Below are 19,873 nucleotides of genomic sequence, written 5' to 3'. Positions count from 1 at the left end.
TCGCGGCTCTCTCTACCCTGCCGTATCCATGACAACAGAACACATGGAACCTCAGCAGGAGCACACGGGTCACAGAGACCTCACGGGTCACACGCGCAGACGGTTCCTCGCCGGAACCGGCGGAGCCGTCGGCGCGGCCGCGTTAGGGACGGCTGCGGCGGTCGGGACGGCGGAGAGCGCGGCCGCCGCCGCAGGGGCCCCTGGGGCGGCAGGGGCGGCCGGGAAGCGTGTCGCCGTCCTCGGCGGTGGCGTGTCCGGCCTGAGCGCCGCGCAGGAACTCGCCGAGCGGGGCTACGCCGTGACCGTCTACGAGTACTACGACGTCCTCGGCGGCAAGGCCCGCTCGATGGACGTCCCCGGCACGGCCTCCGGAGGCCGCAAACCGCTACCCGGCGAACACGGCTTCCGGTTCTTCCCCGGTTTCTACCGGAACCTTCCCGACACCCTGCGCCGCATCCCGTTCCCCGGCAACGCGAACGGCGTCCACGACAACCTCCGCGGCGGCACCGAGGCCCTCTTCGCCCGCGAGGCGGGCCGGCCCGACCTCCACTTCCCGCTGCGCCGCCTGACCACCCCGCCCCGGCCGGTGGACCTCACCCCGTCCTGGATCCGCGACCAGGTGCTGAGCGTCCTCGACCTCGGCACCCGGCTGCCGGCGCACGAGGCCGCGTACTTCGCCGACCGCCTCCTGGTCCACCTCACCAGCTGCGACGCGCGCCGTGAGGACGACTGGGAGAAGACCGCCTGGTGGGACTTCATCCGGGCCGAGGAGATGAGCGAGGAGTACCAGATGCTCCTCGGCATCGGACAGACCCGCAACCTCGTCGCCACCCGCGCCCAGGAGGCCTCCACCCGCACGGTCGGCCGCATCATCATCGAGGCCCTGATGCTGTGGGGGCTCCTCGGCCGCGGCATGGACGGCGACGCGGACGTCGACCGCGTCCTGAACGCCCCCACCAGCGAGGCCTGGATCGACCCCTGGGTCGCTCATCTGCGCTCACTCGGCGTGGAGTTCGTCCTCGAAACCCAGGTGAACGACATCGTGTACGAGGGCGGGAGGGTCAGCGGCGTACGCGTGTCCGCGCCGGACGGCGGTGAGGCCCGTACCGTCACCGCCGACCACTACGTCTCCGCCCTGCCCGTCGAGCACGCCCGCCGGACGTGGGGCCCGGCCCTGCGCGCCGCCGATCCCCAGCTGGCGAAGTGCGACGCGCTGAAGACGGACTGGATGGTCGGGATCATGTTCTACCTGCGCACCCCGACGCCGGTGGTGCACGGGCACATCAACTGCCTCGACTCGCCCTGGGCGGTGACCGGAATCGGGCAGGCCCAGTTCTGGGACGTACGGGACTTTTCGCGCGACTACGGGGACGGCCAGGCGCGCGACTGCCTCTCCGTGATCATCTCCGAGTGGGACCTGCCCGGGATCCTGTACGGCAAGACGGCGCGGGAGTGCACCCGCGAGGAGATCGTCGCCGAGTGCTGGGCCCAGCTGAAGGACGGCCTGAACGACGCGGGCAAGACCACGCTGACCGACGACGACCGGCTCGGCTGGTTCATGGACCCGGCGGTGACGGGCCTCGGCGGCCCCGACCCGCAGAACCGCGAGCAGCTCCTGATCCACCCGACGGGCACGCTCTACAACCGCCCGTCCGCCCGCACGGCGGTGCCGAACTTCTTCCTCGCCGGCGACTTCGTCCGTACGGATGTGGACCTCGCGACGATGGAGGGCGCCAACGAGTCGGCCCGGCTCGCCGTCAACGCGCTACTGGACGCGGACGATTCGGGCGCCGAGCGCTGTGAGATCTGGGAACTCTTCCGCCCGCCGGAGATGGAGCCGCTGAAGCGGGTGGACGAGGTCCGCTACAAGCTCGGGTTGCCCAACACGTTCGACCTGGGCTGAGACCGCTCGAACCGAGGCCGTCCGGGCTGAGGCCGCCCGGACCGGGGCGGCCCCGACCGAGGCGGCCCGGACCGAGACCGCGCTTGAGGGCCGCTTCCCTCGCTGGGGAAGCGGCCCGTCAAAAGCACTCAGCACTCAGCACTCAGCACTCAAAACGCTGACCGGAGGTCAGAGCACGCGCACCGCGCCGCTCGCCGGGTAGCCCGACAGGTCCTGGATGACGACGCCCTTCGAGGGGTTCGCGGCGTCCAGGTACTTGCCGCCACCGATGTACACGCCCGTGTGGTACGCCGAGCCCTTGCCACCCCAGTACAGGATGTCGCCGACCTGGATGTTGTCCAGCGAGACCGGCGTACCGGCCATCGACTGGTCCTGGGAGACGCGCGGCAGATCCACGCCGACCTGCTTGAACGCGGCCTGCACCAGGGAAGAGCAGTCCCAGGCGTTGGGACCGGTGGCGCCCATGACGTACGCGTCGCCGACCTGCGCGTTGAGGAAGGCGATCACGGTGCCGACACTGCCGCTCGCGGGAGCGGGCACGTCGGTGTCGGTGCTGGTGCTGGTGGAGGGCGCCGCGAGGGACACCCGCTCCGAGGACCGGGTGGCGCGCTCGGCAGCGGCCTTACGGGCGTCCTCGGCCTTCTCCTTGGCCTCCGCCTTCTTCTTGGCGTCCGCGAGGTCCGCCTTGGCCTGCTTGGCGGCCTTGGCGGCGGCAGCGTCGCGCTCGGCCCGAAGCTCGTAGTCGACGGCGGCCTGCTGGGTGACCTCCGCGGACTCCGCGACCTGAGCGGCTATGTCACCCGTGAGGGCCGACAGCTGCATGGTCTGGGTCGTCGACTCGGCGGCGTTCGCCGATCCGGACGCACCGGCCACTGCCAGGGTGCTGAGGACGCCACCGGCAACTCCGGCGCGCATCGCGAGCGTCGAACTGCTGCGAGGCCGGGGTTTCCGGTGGCTGCGTATGTGAGCGGTGTGGGACATGAGTACAACCGGTATCAGGGGCTCCTCCATACCTTCAAGAAACGTGTGGTGCGCCACAATTGTTCAATGGGTCGCCAGAATCCCGGGCGTGGCGTTCCTTATTGACGCCGTAACGGGCATTGCGGACACCGCCCAACCGGCCTGTGATCAAGGCCTTTTCGCGTTACGTCCGAATTGCCCACCGCCTAGCACCCGTTGAGGCCGGTGGCCAAGCCCGGCTTATTCGACCCCGCCGCGGTGTGACGCAGGTCACGGAACGGCGACCGTGACCCTCGCGTCCCTCGCGCCCGGGTCGGAGTCGAGTCGAGGTTGTGTACCGCTCGTGAACGGATGCACGCACCTCCGCCGTCCACACCTGACACCCCAACTCCCCCCGAAGTGTGAACGAGTTCCTCTATCAAGCACCGACGTCCAACACCAATTTGCCTTGGGCGACGACCCCTTGATATTGCGCCGAACCCCGGGACCAGCGAAAACGAGCGAAAATGTCACCTCTGGTGATCACTCGGACGCCTCTCGTACGAAGATCGAAGCTCATCAGACTTCATGATCCTCGGCCGGGTGGTGGAGATCACAAAGGCGTTGTCGTACCCCGTGTCGCAGATCACAGACCGGCAGGCATAAGATGCGGGGCAGTTGGGCTTGTGACCTGCTTCACATGTACGCGATCTTCGTGGAGCCGCACGGGGCTTGTCGGCCCCATGAGGTTCATGGGGTTCGCGAAGCAGGAGCAACGCCTGATGCAACTTCCCTCGGCCCGAGGCCGGGGGGACGCCCATGCAGTCAATGCCGACTGAGAGGAGCGAGGAGCGGTGAACGCCTATGCGCCCATCCTCGTACTGGGAGCCCTCGGGGCAGGCTTTGCGATCTTCTCCGTGGTCATGGCCACGCTTATCGGTCCAAAGCGATACAACCGGGCCAAGCTCGAGGCCTACGAGTGCGGTATCGAGCCGACCCCCACGCCGGCCGGCGGCGGGCGGTTCCCGATCAAGTACTACCTGACGGCGATGCTCTTCATCATCTTCGATATCGAGATCGTCTTCCTCTATCCCTGGGCCGTCACCTTCGACGCACTCGGGGTTTTCGGGCTCGTGGAGATGTTGCTCTTCGTGCTCACCGTCTTCGTCGCGTACGCGTACGTGTGGCGGCGGGGCGGCCTGGAATGGGACTGAACCCGCATGGGACTGAACCCCGCAAGGGACTGAGCCCCGTCTAGGGGACAGAGGAGCCACTGAGCATGGGACTCGAAGAAAAGCTGCCGAGCGGTTTCCTGCTGACCACCGTCGAGCAGGCCGCGGGGTGGGTGCGCAAGTCGTCCGTCTTTCCCGCCACCTTCGGCCTCGCCTGCTGCGCCATCGAGATGATGACGACGGGCGCGGGCCGCTACGACCTGGCGCGCTTCGGCATGGAGGTCTTCCGCGGCTCGCCGCGCCAGGCCGACCTGATGATCGTCGCCGGGCGCGTCAGCCAGAAGATGGCGCCGGTTCTGAGGCAGGTCTACGACCAGATGCCGAACCCCAAGTGGGTGATCTCCATGGGGGTTTGCGCCTCGTCGGGCGGCATGTTCAACAACTACGCGATCGTGCAGGGCGTCGATCACATCGTCCCTGTCGATATCTATCTGCCCGGCTGTCCGCCGCGGCCCGAGATGCTGATGGACGCGATTCTCAAGCTCCACCAGAAGATCCAGTCCTCGAAGCTCGGCGTGAACGCCGAGGAGGCGGCCCGCGAGGCGGAGGAAGCGGCGCTCAAGGCGCTTCCCACCATCGAGATGAAGGGCCTGCTGCGGTGAGTGACGCGAACGGCAACGGGGTCAACCCCGAGAAGGACCTCGGCGCCGACAACCTCCCGGGTCAGCGCGGCGAGGGCGGCGAGGAGATCCGCGTCCAGCGCGGCATGTTCGGCGCCAACAACGGCGGGGACACCTCCGGCTACGGCGGCCTGGTCCGCTCGGTCCGGCTGCCGGGACCGGCCTCCCGCCCGTACGGCGGCTGGTTCGACGAGGTCGCCGACGAGCTGGAGGGCGCCCTGGAGGAACTGGGCCTCGTCCCCGAGAACGCGATCGAGAAGACGGTCGTCGACCGCGACGAGATGACCTTCCACGTCGAACGCGAGCACCTGCTCCGCGTCGCCCAGACCCTGCGCGACGACCCGGCCCTGCGCTTCGAGCTCTGCACGGGCGTCAGCGGAGTCCACTACCCGCAGGACAAGGGCCGCGAGCTGCACGCCGTCTACCACCTGCGCTCGATCACCCACAACCGGCTGATCCGCCTCGAAGTCAGTGCCCCGGACAGCGAGCCGCACATCCCGTCCCTGGTCTCCGTCTACCCGACGAACGACTGGCACGAGCGCGAGACGTACGACTTCTTCGGCATCGTCTTCGACGGCCATCCGGCGCTGACGCGGATCATGATGCCGGACGACTGGCAGGGCTTTCCGCAGCGCAAGGACTATCCCCTCGGCGGCATCCCCGTCGAGTACAAGGGCGCCCAGATCCCGGCTCCGGACCAGCGGAGGTCGTACTCATGAGCACGCAGTCAGCATCGGCCCGCGAGACGACCGAAGGGACCGTGTACACGGTCACCGGCGGCGACTGGGACGAGGTCGTCCAGACCGCGGCCAGGACCGACGACGAGCGCATCGTCGTCAACATGGGCCCTCAGCACCCGTCCACGCACGGCGTGCTCCGGCTCATCCTGGAGATCGACGGCGAGACCGTCACCGAGGCCCGCTGCGGCATCGGCTACCTCCACACCGGCATCGAGAAGAACCTCGAGTACCGCACGTGGACACAGGGCACGACCTTCGTGACGCGCATGGACTACCTGACGTCCTTCTTCAACGAGACCGCGTACTGCCTCGCCGTCGAGAAGCTCCTCGGCATCGAGGACCAGGTCCCGGACCGCGCGACCCTCATCCGGGTGCTTCTGATGGAGCTGAACCGGCTCTCCTCGCACCTGGTGTGCATCGCCACCGGCGGCATGGAACTCGGCGCCACCACGATCATGATCTACGGCTTCCGCGATCGTGAACTCGTTCTCGACATCTACGAGCTGATCACCGGCCTGCGCATGAACCACGCGTACATCCGGCCCGGCGGCCTCGCCCAGGACCTGCCCCCGGGCGCGGTGGACCAGGTCCGCGAGTTCGTGAAGAAGATGAAGAAGAACCTTCCCGAGTACGACAAGCTCGCCACCGGGAACCCCATCTTCAAGGCCCGCATGCAGAACGTCGGCTACCTCGACCTGGCCGGCTGCATGGCCCTCGGCGCCACCGGCCCGGTCCTCCGCTCGGCCGGCCTGCCGCACGACCTGCGCAAGGCCCAGCCGTACTGCGGCTACGAGACGTTCGACTTCGACGTGCCGACCACCGACACCTGCGACTCGTACGGGCGCTTCCTCATCCGACTTGAGGAGATGCGCCAGTCGCTGCGGATCGTCGAGCAGTGCCTGGACCGGCTGCAGCCCGGTCCGGTCATGGTCGCCGACAAGAAGATCGCCTGGCCCGCCCAGCTGGCGCTCGGCCCCGACGGCCTCGGCAACTCGCTCGACCACATCAAGCAGATCATGGGCACCTCCATGGAGGCCCTGATCCACCACTTCAAGCTGGTGACGGAAGGCTTCCGGGTCCCGCCCGGCCAGACGTACGCCGCTGTCGAGTCGCCCAAGGGCGAGCTCGGGGTGCACGCCGTGTCCGACGGAGGCACCCGCCCCTACCGGGTCCACTACCGCGACCCGTCCTTCACCAACCTGCAGGCCATGGCGGCGATGTGCGAGGGCGGCCAGGTCGCCGACGTCATCGTCGCCGTCGCGTCCATCGACCCCGTGATGGGAGGCGTCGACCGGTGACCACCACTCCTTCCGAGCAGGGCGTACAAGGCGTGCAGGGGGCACAGGGCGTCAGCCTGGGCATGCCCCAACTGCCCGCGCCCGGCTACCCGGACGACGTTCGAGCCCGGCTCGAAGCGGACGCGCGCGAGGTCATCGCCCGCTACCCGGACTCCCGGTCCGCCCTCCTTCCGTTGCTGCATCTCGTGCAGGCGGAGGAGGGCCATGTGACGCGCACCGGGCAGCGGTTCTGCGCGGAGATGCTCGACCTGACCACGGCCGAGGTCACCGCGGTCGCCACCTTCTACTCCATGTACCGGCGCAAGCCCTCCGGTGACTACCAGGTGGGGGTCTGCACCAACACCCTGTGCGCGGTCATGGGCGGCGACGCGATCTTCGACGCCCTCCAGGACCACCTCGGTGTCGGCAACGGCGAGACCACCGACGACGGCAAGGTCACCCTGGAGCACATCGAGTGCAACGCGGCCTGCGACTTCGCGCCGGTCGTGATGGTCAACTGGGAGTTCTTCGACAACCAGACCGTGGCGAGCGCGAAGAGCCTCGTCGACGACCTGCGCGCGGGAACACAGGTCGAGCCGACGCGCGGCGCCCCCCTCTGCACGTTCAAGGACACCGCCCGCATCCTGGCGGGCTTCCCCGACGAGCGCCCCGGCGCGGTCGAGGCGAGTGGCGGCGCCGGTCACGCCTCGCTGATCGGTCTCCTGCTGGCCAAGGGGGAGACGGCCCCCGCGCGCGTGGTGCACCCGCGAGGTTCCGGCGCTCCCCGGGACGAGCCGCCGCACGACCCGTCACCGACCGAGCACCTCAGTTCGCACGACGCGCCGCAGGACACGTCGGCCTCCGACCCCGCCCACCCGGCCGGGCCCGTTGCCGAGGAGGGGGAGTGATGACCTTGGCACCCGAGATCAACCACGACACCAGCCCCGAGAAGCTGCTCTCACCGGTGCTGTCGGCCTTCTGGGACGAGGAGAAGTCCTGGACGCTGGATGTCTACCGGAGGCACGACGGGTACGAGGGCCTGCGCAAGGCGCTCGCCATGACGCCGGACGACCTCATCGCGTACGTGAAGGACGCCGGTCTGCGCGGCCGCGGCGGCGCGGGATTCCCTACGGGAATGAAGTGGCAGTTCATTCCCCAGGGTGATGGAAAGCCGCACTATCTAGTTGTCAACGCCGACGAATCAGAGCCGGGCACCTGTAAGGACATCCCGCTTCTGTTCGCGAACCCGCATAGCCTCATCGAGGGCATTGTCATCGCCTGTTATGCGATCCGGTCCTCGCATGCCTTCATTTATCTGCGCGGTGAAGTGGTCCCCGTGCTGCGGCGGTTGCACGAGGCCGTGCGTGAGGCCTACGCGGCGGGCTACCTGGGCGAGAACATCCTGGGCAGCGGACTCGACCTCCAGCTCACCGTGCACGCGGGCGCGGGCGCGTACATCTGTGGTGAGGAGACCGCACTGCTCGACTCGCTCGAAGGCCGCCGTGGGCAGCCGCGACTCCGTCCCCCTTTCCCTGCCGTCGCGGGCCTCTATGCGTGCCCAACTGTTGTAAATAACGTCGAGTCGATCGCGTCAGTTCCCGCGATTCTCCACAAAGGCAAAGAATGGTTTCGGTCGATGGGCAGCGAGAAGTCCCCGGGCTTCACGCTCTACTCGCTCAGCGGCCATGTCACCAACCCGGGCCAGTACGAGGCCCCGCTCGGCATCACCCTTCGCCAGCTCCTCGACATGAGCGGCGGCATCCGGAAGGGGCACCGCCTCAAGTTCTGGACGCCGGGCGGCTCTTCGACCCCGATGTTCACCGAGGAGCACCTCGACGTCCCTCTTGACTACGAGGGAGTGGGTGCCGCGGGTTCCATGCTCGGCACGAAAGCACTCCAGTGCTTCGACGAGACGACCTGCGTCGTCCGGGCGGTCACCCGGTGGACCGAGTTCTACGCCCACGAATCCTGCGGCAAGTGCACGCCCTGCCGCGAGGGGACGTACTGGCTCGTGCAGTTGCTGCGCGACATCGAGGCCGGCAAGGGCGTCATGTCCGACCTCGACAAGCTGAACGACATCGCCGACAACATCAACGGCAAGTCGTTCTGCGCCCTCGGCGACGGCGCCGCCTCGCCGATCTTCTCCTCCCTCAAGTACTTCCGTGAGGAGTACGAGGAGCACATCACGGGCCGCGGCTGCCCCTTCGACCCGGCCAAGTCGACGGTCTGGGCGGACAAGCACACGGAGGTGAACGCATGACAGTGACCACCAGCGCTCCCTCCGGGGGCGGGGAGGCGGCGGTGCCGCCGGAGAATCTCGTCTCGCTGACCATCGACGGCATCGAGATCAGCGTGCCCAAGGGCACTCTGGTCATCCGCGCCGCCGAACAACTCGGCGTCGAGATCCCCCGCTTCTGCGACCATCCCCTCCTCGACCCGGCCGGCGCCTGCCGCCAGTGCATCGTCGAGGTCGAGGGCCAGCGCAAGCCCATGGCCTCCTGCACGATCACCTGTACGGACGGGATGGTCGTCAAGACGCATCTCACCTCTCCGGTGGCCGAGAAGGCCCAGCACGGTGTGATGGAGCTGCTGCTCATCAACCACCCGCTGGACTGCCCGGTCTGCGACAAGGGCGGCGAATGCCCCCTGCAGAACCAGGCCATGTCGCACGGCAACGCCGAGTCCCGCTTCGAGGGCAAGAAGCGGACGTTCGAGAAGCCCGTGCCGATCTCGACCCAGGTGCTGCTCGACCGCGAGCGGTGCGTGCTGTGCGCCCGGTGCACCCGGTTCTCGAACCAGATCGCGGGCGACCCGATGATCGAGCTGCTGGAGCGGGGCGCGCTCCAGCAGGTCGGCACCGGAGAGGGCGACCCCTTCGAGTCGTACTTCTCCGGGAACACCATCCAGATCTGCCCGGTGGGCGCGCTGACCTCGGCCGCGTACCGCTTCCGCTCCCGCCCCTTCGACCTCGTGTCGTCGCGCTCGGTGTGCGAGCACTGCTCCGGAGGCTGCGCCACCCGCACCGACCACCGGCGCGGCAAGGTCATGCGGCGCCTCGCGGCTCCCGACCCCGAGGTCAACGAGGAGTGGATGTGCGACAAGGGGCGGTTCGGCTTCCGGTACGCGCAGCAGCGGGACCGGTTCACGACGCCGCTGGTACGGGGCGAGTCCGGTGAGCTGGAGCCCGCCTCCTGGCCCGAGGCTCTGGAGGCCGCGGCTCAGGGGCTCCTGGCGGCGCGCTCCAGGGCCGGTGTGCTGACCGGCGGGCGCCTCACCGTCGAGGACGCCTACGCGTACAGCAAGTTCGCGCGCGTGGCTCTCGACACGAACGACATCGACTTCCGCGCGCGCGTGCACAGCGGCGAGGAGGCCGACTTCCTGGCCGCCCGGGTCGCCGGACGCGGACGGGACCTCGACGGTACGGGCGTCACGTACACCTCCCTGGAGAAGGCACCCGCCGTCCTGATCGTCGGGTTCGAGTCCGAGGAGGAGGCGCCCGGCGTCTTCCTGCGGCTGCGCAAGGCCTGGCGCGGACACGGACAGCAGACGTTCTCCCTGGCCACCCACTCGACCCGCGGCCTGGAGAAGGCGGGCGGCACGCTGCTGCCGGCAGCACCCGGCACCGAGACCGAGTGGCTGGACGCCCTCGCCTCCGGGGTCGGCCTGGAGGGCGACGGAGCGAAGGCCGCCGAGGCGCTGCGCGCCGAAGGCGCCGTGATCGTCGTCGGCGAGCGGATGGCCTCCGTGGCGGGCGGGCTCACCGCCGCCGTACGGGCCTCGTCCGCGACCGGCGCCCAGCTGGTGTGGATTCCACGCCGGGCCGGGGAGCGCGGCGCCGTCGAGGCGGGGGCACTGCCCTCGCTGCTGCCCGGCGGGCGTCCGGCCACCGACCCGCGCGCGCGGGACGAGGTCGCCGCCGCCTGGGGGATCGCCGAACTCCCGCACCGCTACGGCCGCGACACCGGACAGATCGTCGAGGCCGCCGCCACCGGCGAACTCTCCGCGCTCGTCGTGGCGGGCGTCGAGGTCGCCGACCTCCCCGAACCGGCACGCGCGCGTGAAGCACTCTCCGAAGTGGGCTTCCTGGTGTCGCTCGAACTGCGTCCCAGCGAGGTCACCGAGCACGCGGACGTCGTACTCCCCGTCGCCGCGGTCGCCGAGAAGTCGGGCACCTTCCTCAACTGGGAAGGCCGGGCACGCCTCTTCGAGGCCGCCCTCAAGCCCGATCACATGACCCGCCGACTGGCGCCCACCGACGCACGCGTGCTGCAGATGCTCGCCGACGCCATGGACGTCCACCTGGGGCTGCCCGATCTGCGCACCGCGCGCGTGGAGCTCGACCGGCTCGGCGCCTGGGACGGGGCGCGAGCCACCGAGCCCCTGGAAACCGCGGCCGTGCTGCCGCGGCCCGCCGCCGGTGAGGCCGTGCTCGCGGGACACCGGCTGCTGCTCGACCAGGGCCGCCTCCAGGAGGGCGACGAGGCGCTCGCCGGGACCCGGCACGCCGCACGCGCGCGTGTGTCGCCCGCCACGGCCGCCGAGGCGGGCGTCAAGGACGGCGACGCGCTGGCCGTGACCGGCCCCGCCGGAGTCGTCGAACTCCCGCTGCAGATCACCGAGATGCCCGACCGCGTGGTCTGGCTCCCGCTGAACTCCGCCGGGGGAGGCGTCGCCTCGGACACGGGCGCGCTGCCCGGCGCACTCGTCCGCATCGGCCCGGCGACGCTCGCCACCGAGGCTCCCAAGGAGGTGGAGGCATGACCCCGAACCTCGCCGCGCCCGTGTACCTGGCCGCGGAGGACCTCTCCATGTTCGGCCGCGACCCCTGGTGGCTGGTCGTCGTCAAGGCGGTCTTCTGCTTCGCCTTCCTGATGATCACCGTGCTCTTCTCGATCGTCTGGGAGCGCAAGGTCGTCGCTTGGATGCAGTTGCGCATCGGCCCCAACCGGCACGGCCCCTGGGGCATGCTCCAGTCGCTCGCCGACGGCATCAAGCTGATGCTCAAGGAAGACCTCATCGTCAAACGCGCGGACAAGGTGGTCTACGTCCTCGCGCCGATCATCGCCGCGATCCCGGCCTTCATGGCGATCGCCGTGATCCCCTTCGGGCCGGCCGGCAACGAGGTCTCGATCTTCGGCCAGCGCACCACGATGCAGCTCACCGATCTTCCGATCGCGATGCTCTACATCCTGGCGGTCGCCTCGGTGGGCATCTACGGGATCGTGCTGGCGGGCTGGTCCTCCGGGTCCACGTATCCGCTGCTCGGCGGTCTGCGCTCGTGCGCGCAGATGATCTCGTACGAGATCGCCATGGGCGCCGCCTTCGCGTCGGTGTTCCTCTACTCCGGGTCCATGTCGACCTCGGAGATCGTCGCCCAGCAGCAGGACCGCTGGTACATCCTGCTGCTGCCGGTGTCGTTCCTGATCTACATCGTGACGATGATCGGCGAGACCAACCGCGCCCCCTTCGACATGCCGGAGTCCGAGGGCGATCTGGTCGGCGGCTTCAACACCGAGTACTCGTCCATCAAGTTCGCGCTGTTCATGCTCGCCGAGTACGTGAACATGGTGACCGTCTCGGCGGTCTCCGTGACGCTCTTCCTGGGCGGCTGGCGGGCACCCTGGCCGGTCAGCACCTTCTGGGAGGGTGCGAACCACGGCTGGTGGCCGATGCTCTGGTTCGTCATCAAGGTGCAGCTGCTGCTGTTCTTCTTCATCTGGCTGCGCGGCACGCTGCCGCGCGTGCGCTACGACCAGCTGATGAAGCTCGGCTGGAAGGTCCTCATTCCGGTCTCCGTGGTGTGGCTGATGGCCGTCGCGACCGTACGGACGCTGCGGAACGAGAACTACGACTTCGCCGACATCGCGTTGTACGTGGCAGGCGGCGTCATCGTGCTGCTGCTGCTCTCCTTCCTCGTCGACATGTACCGCGACCGGGAGACGTCGAAGGAGGCGCCGCCCGAACCCGTCGTCTTCGACCCGATGGCGGGCGGATTCCCCGTACCGCCACTGCCGGGACAGGAGCTTCCGCCGGTGCCGCGGCGAAGCCCGCGCCGGGAGCGGGAGTTGATTGTCAGTGGTGGCGCGGATACTGCCAGTGACGGACCCGATGGACCTCGTGACGGAAAGGAGGCGTCCGATGGCTGATGAGCAGAAGGAGACCAAACCCGGTTTCCAGAACCCCGTCGCAGGCTTCGGCGTGACCTTCAAGGCCATGTTCAAGAAGAGGCTGACCGAGCAGTATCCGGAGCAGCAGAAGACCACCGCCCCGCGGTTCCACGGCCGGCACCAGCTCAACCGCCATCCGGACGGCCTGGAGAAGTGCATCGGCTGCGAGTTGTGCGCCTGGGCCTGTCCCGCGGACGCCATCTACGTGGAGGGCGCGGACAACACCGAGGAGGAGCGCTACTCCCCGGGCGAGCGGTACGGCCGCGTCTACCAGATCAACTACGCCCGCTGCATCCTGTGCGGTCTGTGCATCGAGGCGTGCCCCACGCGCGCGTTGACGATGACCAACGAGTTCGAGCTGGCCGACAGCAGCCGCGCCAACCTCATCTACACCAAGGAGCAGCTGCTCTCCGGCCTCGAAGAGGGCATGGTCGACAGCCCGCACTCGATCTTCCCGGGGACCGACGAACAGGACTACTACCGGGGGCTGGTCACGGAGGCCGCGCCCGGTACGGAGCGTCAGGTCGCCCTCTCCAAGGGCGAGGTCCCGCAGGAGGCCGCTTCGACCTTCGGTGCGGACGAGCCGGCGTCGGGGAAGGTGATCGGCCGATGACGGATCTCGCGGCCCACTCCACCTCCGCTGTCCACTCGACGCTCGCCGCCTACTCCACGTCCACGGGAGAGGCCTTCCAGTTCTGGATCCTCGGCACCGTCGCCGTGATCGGCGCCCTGTGCACCGTCTTCATGAAGAAGGCCGTGCACAGCGCGCTCTGCCTCGCCGGGACCATGATCATCTTGGCGGTGTTCTACCTCGCCAACGGCGCGTACTTCCTGGGCATCGTGCAGGTCGTCGTCTACACCGGCGCGATCATGATGCTGTTCCTCTTCGTGGTCATGCTCGTCGGTGTCACCGCGGCGGACTCCCTGAAGGAGACCATCAAGGGCCAGCGCTGGCTGGCCCTGCTGTGCGGCCTCGGCTTCGGGATCCTGCTGTGCGCGGGCATCGGCAACGCGTCGCTGTCGGAGTTCAACGGCCTCGCCCAGGCCAACGCCGGGGGCAACGTGGAGGGTCTGGCGGCCCTCATCTTCACGAAGTACGTCTTCGCCTTCGAGATCACCGGCGCCCTGCTCATCACGGCCGCCGTCGGCGCCATGGTGCTCACCCACCGCGAGCGCACCGAGCGGGCCAAGACCCAGCGCGAGATGGCCGAGGAGCGCGTGCGGGAAGGCAAGCAGCTGCCGCCGCTGCCCGCGCCCGGCGTCTACGCCCGGCACAACGCGGTCGACATCGCGGGTCTCCTCCCGGACGGCACCCCGTCCGAGCTCACCGTCATCAAGACGCTGCGCGACCGCGGCCAGATCCGTGACGTGTCGCACGAAGCGATCAAGGACCTGAAGGCGTTGGAGCAGCGCTCGGAGGATCGGCTCGGCCGGGAAGAGGAGGCCACGAAGTGAACCCCGTCAACTACCTCTACCTCGCCGCCCTGTTGTTCACGATCGGCGCCAGCGGCGTGCTGATCAGGCGAAACGCGATCGTGGTGTTCATGTGTGTCGAGCTGATGCTCAACGCCTGCAACCTCGCGCTCGTCGCCTTCTCCCGGATGCACGGCAATCTCGACGGCCAGATCATCGCCTTCTTCACGATGGTCGTCGCCGCCGCGGAGGTCGTGGTCGGGCTCGCGATCATCGTGTCGCTGTTCCGTTCCCGCCACTCGGCCTCGGTCGACGACGCCAGCCTGATGAAGCTGTAAGGGGTCGCTGAATCGTGGAGAACCTGATTGCGCTGCTTGTCGCGGCGCCTCTGCTCGGAGCGGCCGTACTGCTGTGCGGCGGCCGACGGCTCGATGCCGTCGGCCACTGGATCGGCACGGTCCTCGCGTCCGCCTCCTTCGTGATCGGCGCGATCCTCTTCGCCGACATGCTGGGCAAGGACGAGGAGCACCGGGCCATCGCCCAGCACCTGTTCAGCTGGATCCCCGTCGAGGGCTTCCAGGCGGACGTCGCCTTCCAGCTCGACCAGCTGTCGATGACGTTCGTGCTCCTGATCACCGGTGTCGGCTCGCTCATCCACCTGTACTCGATCGGGTACATGGAGCACGACGAGCGGCGCCGCCGCTTCTTCGGCTATCTGAACCTGTTCCTCGCGGCGATGCTGCTGCTCGTCCTCGCCGACAACTACCTGCTGCTGTACGTCGGCTGGGAGGGCGTCGGCCTCGCCTCGTACCTCCTGATCGGCTTCTGGCAGCACAAGCCCAGCGCCGCCACCGCCGCGAAGAAGGCCTTCCTGGTCAACCGCGTCGGTGACATGGGTCTTTCGATCGCCATCATGCTGATGTTCACCACCTTCGGGACCTTCGCCTTCGGGCCGGTCCTGGAGGCCACCGGGGACACCGGCGAGGGCAAGCTCACCGCCATCGGCCTGATGCTGCTGCTCGCCGCCTGCGGCAAGTCCGCCCAGGTGCCACTGCAATCCTGGCTCGGGGACGCGATGGAGGGCCCGACTCCGGTCTCGGCCCTCATCCACGCCGCGACCATGGTGACCGCGGGCGTCTACCTGATCGTCCGCTCCGGGGAGATCTTCAACGCCGCGCCCGACGCCCAGCTGGCCGTCACCGTCGTCGGTGCGGTCACGCTCCTCTTCGGTGCGATCGTCGGTTGCGCCAAGGACGACATCAAGAAGGCACTCGCCGGTTCGACGATGTCGCAGATCGGCTACATGATCCTCGCCGCGGGCCTCGGCCCCATCGGCTACGTCTTCGCGATCATGCACCTGGTGACGCACGGCTTCTTCAAGGCCGGGCTCTTCCTCGGCGCCGGTTCGGTCATGCACGGCATGAACGACGAGGTGGACATGAGGAAGTACGGCGGCCTCAGGAAGTACATGCCGGTCACCTTCGTGACCTTCGGCCTCGGCTACCTCGCCATCATCGGCTTCCCGGGTCTGTCCGGTTTCTTCTCCAAGGACAAGATCATCGAGGCGGCCTTCGCCAAGGGCGGCACCGAGGGCTGGATCCTCGGCAGCGTCGCTCTGCTGGGCGCGGCGATCACGGCGTTCTACATGACGCGCGTGATGCTGATGACGTTCTTCGGAGAGGAGCGTTGGCGGAACCGACCCACCGCCTCCCCGGCCGAACCGAGCGTGGAGCCGGCCGCCGAACACCACGGCGCCCACGCGGAGCCGCACCCGCACGAGTCCCCGAAATCCATGACGATCCCCATGATCGTGCTGGCCTTCGGATCGGTCTTCGCGGGCGGGTTCTTCGGCATCGGCGACCGGTTCATCCACTGGCTGGAGCCGGTCACCGAGCACGCGCACGGACACCCGCCGATCAGCGCGACGACGGTCACGCTCTCCACGGTGGCCGTGATGGTCGTCGGCGTCGGCCTCGCCTACCTCCAGTACGGGCGCCGTCCCGTCCCGGTGGTCGCCCCGCGCGGCTCCCTGCTCACCCGGGCCGCCCGGCGCGACCTCCTCCAGGACGACTTCAACCACGTCGTCCTCGTACGAGGCGGAGAGCACCTCACACGCTCCCTGGTGTACGTCGACCACTCCCTGGTCGACGGGGTCGTCAACGGCTCGGCGGCCTCGATGGGCGGCCTCTCCGGACGGCTCCGCAAGCTGCAGAACGGCTACGCGCGGTCGTACGCGGTCTCGATGTTCGGCGGTGCTGCGATCCTCATCGCCGCGACCCTGTTGATGAGGGCGGTCTGATACCGATGTCCTTTCCTCTGCTGACAGCGACGGCGGTCCTCCCGGCGCTCGGGGCGATCGCCACGGCCGCCGTGCCGGCCGCGCGCCGCACCGCCGCCAAATGGCTGGCGCTGCTCGTCTCGCTCGCCACGCTGGTCCTCGCCGTGGTCGTCCTGGTCCGTTTCGACCCCGACGGCGACCGCTACCAACTCACCGAATCGCATGCCTGGATCGCGGACTTCGGTGTGCGGTACGAGCTGGGTGTGGACGGCATCGGGGTGGCGCTGGTCGCACTGACCGCGCTGCTGATCCCGTTCGTGATCCTCGCGGGCTGGCACGACGCCGACCCGCAGGAAACCGGTGCCGAGTCCCTCGGCAGCTTCGCCGCGGGGAGGTGGCGGCCGACGCAGGGCTTCTTCGCCCTGATCCTCGCCGTCGAGGCGATGGTGATCATCTCCTTCGAGGCCACCGACGTCTTCCTCTTCTACATCTTCTTCGAAGCCATGCTCATCCCGATGTACTTCCTCATCGGCGGCTTCGGAGACCGCGCCCACGCGGGCTCGGACGAGCACGCGGCGACCCAGCGTTCCTACGCCGCCGTGAAGTTCCTCCTCTACAACCTGGCCGGCGGCCTGATCATGCTCGCCGCGGTGATCGGGCTCTACGTAGTGGCCGGAAACTTCTCGCTCCAGCAGATCGCCGAGGCCCGGGCCAACGGCACACTGGACATGGCGACCAACACCGAGCGATGGCTCTTCCTTGGCTTCTTCTTCGCCTTCGCGGTGAAGGCGCCCCTGTGGCCACTGCACACCTGGCTGCCCAACGCGATGGGGGAGGCGACAGCCCCGGTCGCCGTACTGATCACGGCGGTGGTCGACAAGGTCGGCACCTTCGCGATGCTCCGCTTCTGCCTCCAGCTCTTCCCGGAGGCGTCGAAGTGGGCGACGCCGGTCATCCTCGTACTCGCCCTGATCAGCATCATCTACGGGGCGCTGCTCGCGGTCGGCCAGCGTGACATCAAGCGGCTGGTGGCGTACGCGTCGATCTCGCACTTCGGGTTCATCATCATGGGCATCTTCGCGATGACCAGCCAGGGCCAGTCGGGCGCGACGCTCTACATGGTCAACCACGGGATCTCGACCGCCGCGCTGATGCTGGTGGCGGGCTTCCTGATCTCGCGGCGCGGCTCGCGCCTGATCGCCGACTACGGAGGGGTGCAGAAAGTCGCCCCGGTGCTGGCAGGCACCTTCCTGGTGGGCAGCCTGGCGACACTGTCCCTGCCGGGTCTCGCACCGTTCGTGAGTGAGTTCCTGGTCCTGGTCGGCACGTTCGCGCGCTACCCGGCGATCGGGATCATCGCCACCTTCGGCATCGTCCTCGCCGCGCTCTACACACTCGTCCTCTACCAGCGGACGATGACGGGCCCGGTGAAGCCGGAGGTCTCCGCGATGCCCGACCTCAGGGTGCGGGAACTCGCGGTGGTCGCCCCGCTGATCGCCCTGCTGATCGTCCTGGGCGTCTACCCGAAGCCGCTCACCGACATCGTCGATCCGGCGGTCAAGCAGACCATGTCCGACGTCCAGAAGAAGGACCCCCAGCCCGAGGTGGAGGCGGCCAAGTGAGCGCAGTAGCCGTCCACAGCCTGTGGACAACGGCGGCCGAGCCGATCAACAAGATCGACGCGCCGAAGATCGAATACGGGCAGCTGTCGCCCACCCTGATCGTCATCGGCGCGGCGATCATCGGGGTGCTGATCGAGGCATTCGTGCCACGCAAGTCCCGCTATTACGTCCAGGTGTTCGTCTCCGTCGTCGCCCTCGCCGCAGCCTTCGCCGCGGTCGTGGGGCTCGCGGCGAGCGGATACGGCACCACGAAGGCCGGCATCGCGGCGATGGGCGCCATCGCGGTCGACGGGCCCGCGCTCTTCCTGCAGGGCACGATCCTGCTGGCGGGCATCCTCGGCGTGTTCACGTTCGCCGAGCGGCGCCTCGACCCCGTGGCGCACGGAAACCGCGTCGACTCGTTCGCGGCGCAGGCCGCGTCCGTGCCGGGCAGCGACAGTGAGAAGGCCGCGGTCAAGGCAGGGTTCGCCACGACCGAGGTGTTCCCGCTGCTGCTCTTCGCGATCGGCGGCATGCTGATCTTCCCGGCGGCCAACGACCTGCTGACACTGTTCATCGCCCTGGAAGTCTTCTCACTGCCGCTCTACCTCCTCTGCGCCGTGGCCCGCCGCAAGCGGATCATGTCGCAGGAGGCTGCGGTCAAGTACTTCCTGCTCGGCGCCTTCGCCTCCGCGTTCACCCTCTTCGGCATCGCCCTGCTGTACGGCTACGCCGGCTCGGTGTCGTACGCGACGATCGCACAGGTCGTCGACGGCACGATCGAGACGGTGAACCCGGCACTCGCCGACACCATGGGCAACGACGCACTGCTGCTCATCGGCGCCGCCATGGTTGTGATGGGTCTGCTGTTCAAGGTCGGCGCGGTGCCGTTCCACATGTGGACCCCGGACGTCTACCAGGGCGCCCCGACCCCGGTGACCGGCTTCATGGCCGCCGCGACCAAGGTGGCCGCCTTCGGCGCGCTGCTGCGCCTGCTGTACGTCGTGCTGCCGGGCCTGCGCTGGGACTGGCGGCCGGTGATGATGGGCGTCGCGGTCGTCACCATGCTGGGCGGCGCGATCGTCGCGATCACCCAGACCGACATCAAGCGACTGCTGGCGTACTCGTCGATCGCGCACGCGGGCTTCATCCTCGCGGGTGTCATCGCGACGACGCCGGACGGTGTCTCGTCCGTGCTCTTCTACCTGGCCGCGTACTCGTTCGTGACGATCGGGGCGTTCTCGATCGTCACCCTCGTACGGGACGCGGGCGGCGAGGCCACGCATCTGTCCAAGTGGGCCGGTCTCGGGCGCAGGTCACCGCTGGTGGCGGCGGTGTTCGCGATCTTCCTGCTGGCCTTCGCGGGCATCCCGCTGACCTCCGGCTTCGCCGGGAAGTTCGCCGTGTTCAAGGCGGCGGCCGAGGGAGGCGCGGGCGCGCTGGTCGTGGTCGGTGTGATCTCGTCGGCCATCGCGGCGTTCTTCTACATCCGGGTGATCGTGCTCATGTTCTTCAGCGAGCCGCGCCCGGAGGGACCGACGGTCGCCGTGCCGTCGCCGCTGACCATGACGGCGATCGGCGTGGGAGTGGCGGTCACGCTGGTGCTCGGCGTGGCGCCGCAGTACTTCCTGGACCTGGCCGGGCAGGCGGGGGTCTTCGTCCGCTGACCCCGTGCTCTTCGGGCCCCGGTTCCTGTGGGAGCC

16 protein-coding genes are annotated in these 19,873 nt (G+C 68.6%); 15 read left to right on the top strand and 1 reads right to left on the bottom strand.

Features of this window, described 5'->3' with window-relative positions:
• The first annotated feature begins 28 nt into the window (after positions 1–28).
• On the top strand, positions 29–1,903 hold the full coding sequence (locus tag AB0I18_RS02850; protein ID WP_363103560.1) for an FAD-dependent oxidoreductase: 1,875 nt from the start codon (positions 29–31) through the stop codon (positions 1,901–1,903).
• Between the two features lie 168 nt (positions 1,904–2,071).
• On the opposite strand, the gene AB0I18_RS02845 is transcribed toward AB0I18_RS02850, so the two are convergent.
• Positions 2,072–2,914 carry a C40 family peptidase gene (locus AB0I18_RS02845; RefSeq protein WP_363103559.1) on the bottom strand — a complete coding sequence of 281 codons (843 nt, stop codon included), beginning with the start codon at positions 2,912–2,914 and terminating at the stop codon, positions 2,072–2,074.
• Positions 2,915–3,696: 782 nt separating this feature from the next.
• On the opposite strand from AB0I18_RS02845, the gene AB0I18_RS02840 reads away from it, so the two are divergent.
• From AB0I18_RS02840 to nuoN, 14 genes are all read left to right on the top strand, one after another.
• On the top strand, positions 3,697–4,056 hold the full coding sequence (locus AB0I18_RS02840; RefSeq protein WP_033319564.1) for an NADH-quinone oxidoreductase subunit A: 360 nt from the start codon (positions 3,697–3,699) through the stop codon (positions 4,054–4,056).
• 65 nt (positions 4,057–4,121) lie between these two features.
• A complete protein-coding gene (locus tag AB0I18_RS02835; RefSeq protein ID WP_018528252.1) occupies positions 4,122–4,676 on the top strand; it encodes an NADH-quinone oxidoreductase subunit B in 555 nt (184 codons plus the stop codon).
• A complete protein-coding gene (locus AB0I18_RS02830; RefSeq protein ID WP_363103558.1) occupies positions 4,673–5,413 on the top strand; it encodes an NADH-quinone oxidoreductase subunit C in 741 nt (246 codons plus the stop codon). The genes AB0I18_RS02835 and AB0I18_RS02830 overlap by 4 nt, the downstream gene beginning before the upstream one ends.
• On the top strand, positions 5,410–6,732 hold the full coding sequence (locus AB0I18_RS02825; protein WP_363103557.1) for an NADH-quinone oxidoreductase subunit D: 1,323 nt from the start codon (positions 5,410–5,412) through the stop codon (positions 6,730–6,732). Before AB0I18_RS02830 ends, AB0I18_RS02825 begins: the two co-directional genes overlap by 4 nt.
• Before the next feature lie 62 nt (positions 6,733–6,794).
• Entirely contained in the window at positions 6,795–7,619 is an 825-nt protein-coding gene (nuoE, locus tag AB0I18_RS02820) for an NADH-quinone oxidoreductase subunit NuoE (RefSeq protein WP_363103703.1), read from the top strand.
• Positions 7,619–8,971, top strand: a complete 1,353-nt coding sequence (gene nuoF / locus AB0I18_RS02815) for an NADH-quinone oxidoreductase subunit NuoF (RefSeq protein WP_363103556.1) — start codon at positions 7,619–7,621, stop codon at positions 8,969–8,971. The genes nuoE and nuoF overlap by 1 nt, the downstream gene beginning before the upstream one ends.
• Positions 8,968–11,472, top strand: a complete 2,505-nt coding sequence (locus tag AB0I18_RS02810; RefSeq protein ID WP_363103555.1) for an NADH-quinone oxidoreductase subunit G — start codon at positions 8,968–8,970, stop codon at positions 11,470–11,472. Before nuoF ends, AB0I18_RS02810 begins: the two co-directional genes overlap by 4 nt.
• Positions 11,469–12,857, top strand: coding sequence for an NADH-quinone oxidoreductase subunit NuoH (gene nuoH / locus AB0I18_RS02805; RefSeq protein ID WP_363103554.1), 1,389 nt, complete (start codon positions 11,469–11,471; stop codon positions 12,855–12,857). Before AB0I18_RS02810 ends, nuoH begins: the two co-directional genes overlap by 4 nt.
• Positions 12,850–13,491: an NADH-quinone oxidoreductase subunit NuoI gene (gene nuoI, locus AB0I18_RS02800; protein WP_363103553.1), complete on the top strand. Its 642-nt coding sequence runs from the start codon at positions 12,850–12,852 to the stop codon at positions 13,489–13,491. Before nuoH ends, nuoI begins: the two co-directional genes overlap by 8 nt.
• On the top strand, positions 13,488–14,333 hold the full coding sequence (locus AB0I18_RS02795) for an NADH-quinone oxidoreductase subunit J (RefSeq protein ID WP_363103552.1): 846 nt from the start codon (positions 13,488–13,490) through the stop codon (positions 14,331–14,333). The genes nuoI and AB0I18_RS02795 overlap by 4 nt, the downstream gene beginning before the upstream one ends.
• Positions 14,330–14,629 (top strand): NADH-quinone oxidoreductase subunit NuoK, encoded by a 300-nt coding sequence (gene nuoK / locus AB0I18_RS02790; protein ID WP_033319573.1) that lies wholly within the window; start codon positions 14,330–14,332, stop codon positions 14,627–14,629. Before AB0I18_RS02795 ends, nuoK begins: the two co-directional genes overlap by 4 nt.
• Before the next feature lie 14 nt (positions 14,630–14,643).
• Positions 14,644–16,590, top strand: a complete 1,947-nt coding sequence (nuoL, locus tag AB0I18_RS02785) for an NADH-quinone oxidoreductase subunit L (protein ID WP_363103551.1) — start codon at positions 14,644–14,646, stop codon at positions 16,588–16,590.
• A gap of 5 nt (positions 16,591–16,595) precedes the next feature.
• On the top strand, positions 16,596–18,191 hold the full coding sequence (locus AB0I18_RS02780) for an NADH-quinone oxidoreductase subunit M (RefSeq protein ID WP_363103550.1): 1,596 nt from the start codon (positions 16,596–16,598) through the stop codon (positions 18,189–18,191).
• On the top strand, positions 18,188–19,837 hold the full coding sequence (nuoN, locus tag AB0I18_RS02775; protein ID WP_363103549.1) for an NADH-quinone oxidoreductase subunit NuoN: 1,650 nt from the start codon (positions 18,188–18,190) through the stop codon (positions 19,835–19,837). Before AB0I18_RS02780 ends, nuoN begins: the two co-directional genes overlap by 4 nt.
• Positions 19,838–19,873 lie beyond the last annotated feature (36 nt).

It is taken from the genome of Streptomyces sp. NPDC050704 (assembly GCF_040654355.1).
Classification (GTDB): Bacteria; Actinomycetota; Actinomycetes; order Streptomycetales; family Streptomycetaceae; genus Streptomyces.
This window is presented reverse-complemented; position numbering and strand designations above follow the sequence as displayed.

Bases quoted from the DNA above. Each gene is read 5' to 3' on its own strand.
- AB0I18_RS02850 (WP_363103560.1), top strand. From the start codon at position 29: ATGACAACAGAACACATGGAACCTCAGCAGGAGCACACGGGTCACAGA.
- AB0I18_RS02845 (WP_363103559.1), bottom strand. From the start codon at position 2,914: ATGGAGGAGCCCCTGATACCGGTTGTACTCATGTCCCACACCGCTCAC.
- AB0I18_RS02835 (WP_018528252.1), top strand. From the start codon at position 4,122: ATGGGACTCGAAGAAAAGCTGCCGAGCGGTTTCCTGCTGACCACCGTC.
- AB0I18_RS02825 (WP_363103557.1), top strand. From the start codon at position 5,410: ATGAGCACGCAGTCAGCATCGGCCCGCGAGACGACCGAAGGGACCGTG.
- nuoE (WP_363103703.1), top strand. From the start codon at position 6,795: ATGCCCCAACTGCCCGCGCCCGGCTACCCGGACGACGTTCGAGCCCGG.
- nuoF (WP_363103556.1), top strand. From the start codon at position 7,619: ATGACCTTGGCACCCGAGATCAACCACGACACCAGCCCCGAGAAGCTG.
- AB0I18_RS02810 (WP_363103555.1), top strand. From the start codon at position 8,968: ATGACAGTGACCACCAGCGCTCCCTCCGGGGGCGGGGAGGCGGCGGTG.
- nuoH (WP_363103554.1), top strand. From the start codon at position 11,469: ATGACCCCGAACCTCGCCGCGCCCGTGTACCTGGCCGCGGAGGACCTC.
- nuoI (WP_363103553.1), top strand. From the start codon at position 12,850: ATGGCTGATGAGCAGAAGGAGACCAAACCCGGTTTCCAGAACCCCGTC.
- AB0I18_RS02795 (WP_363103552.1), top strand. From the start codon at position 13,488: ATGACGGATCTCGCGGCCCACTCCACCTCCGCTGTCCACTCGACGCTC.
- AB0I18_RS02780 (WP_363103550.1), top strand. From the start codon at position 16,596: ATGTCCTTTCCTCTGCTGACAGCGACGGCGGTCCTCCCGGCGCTCGGG.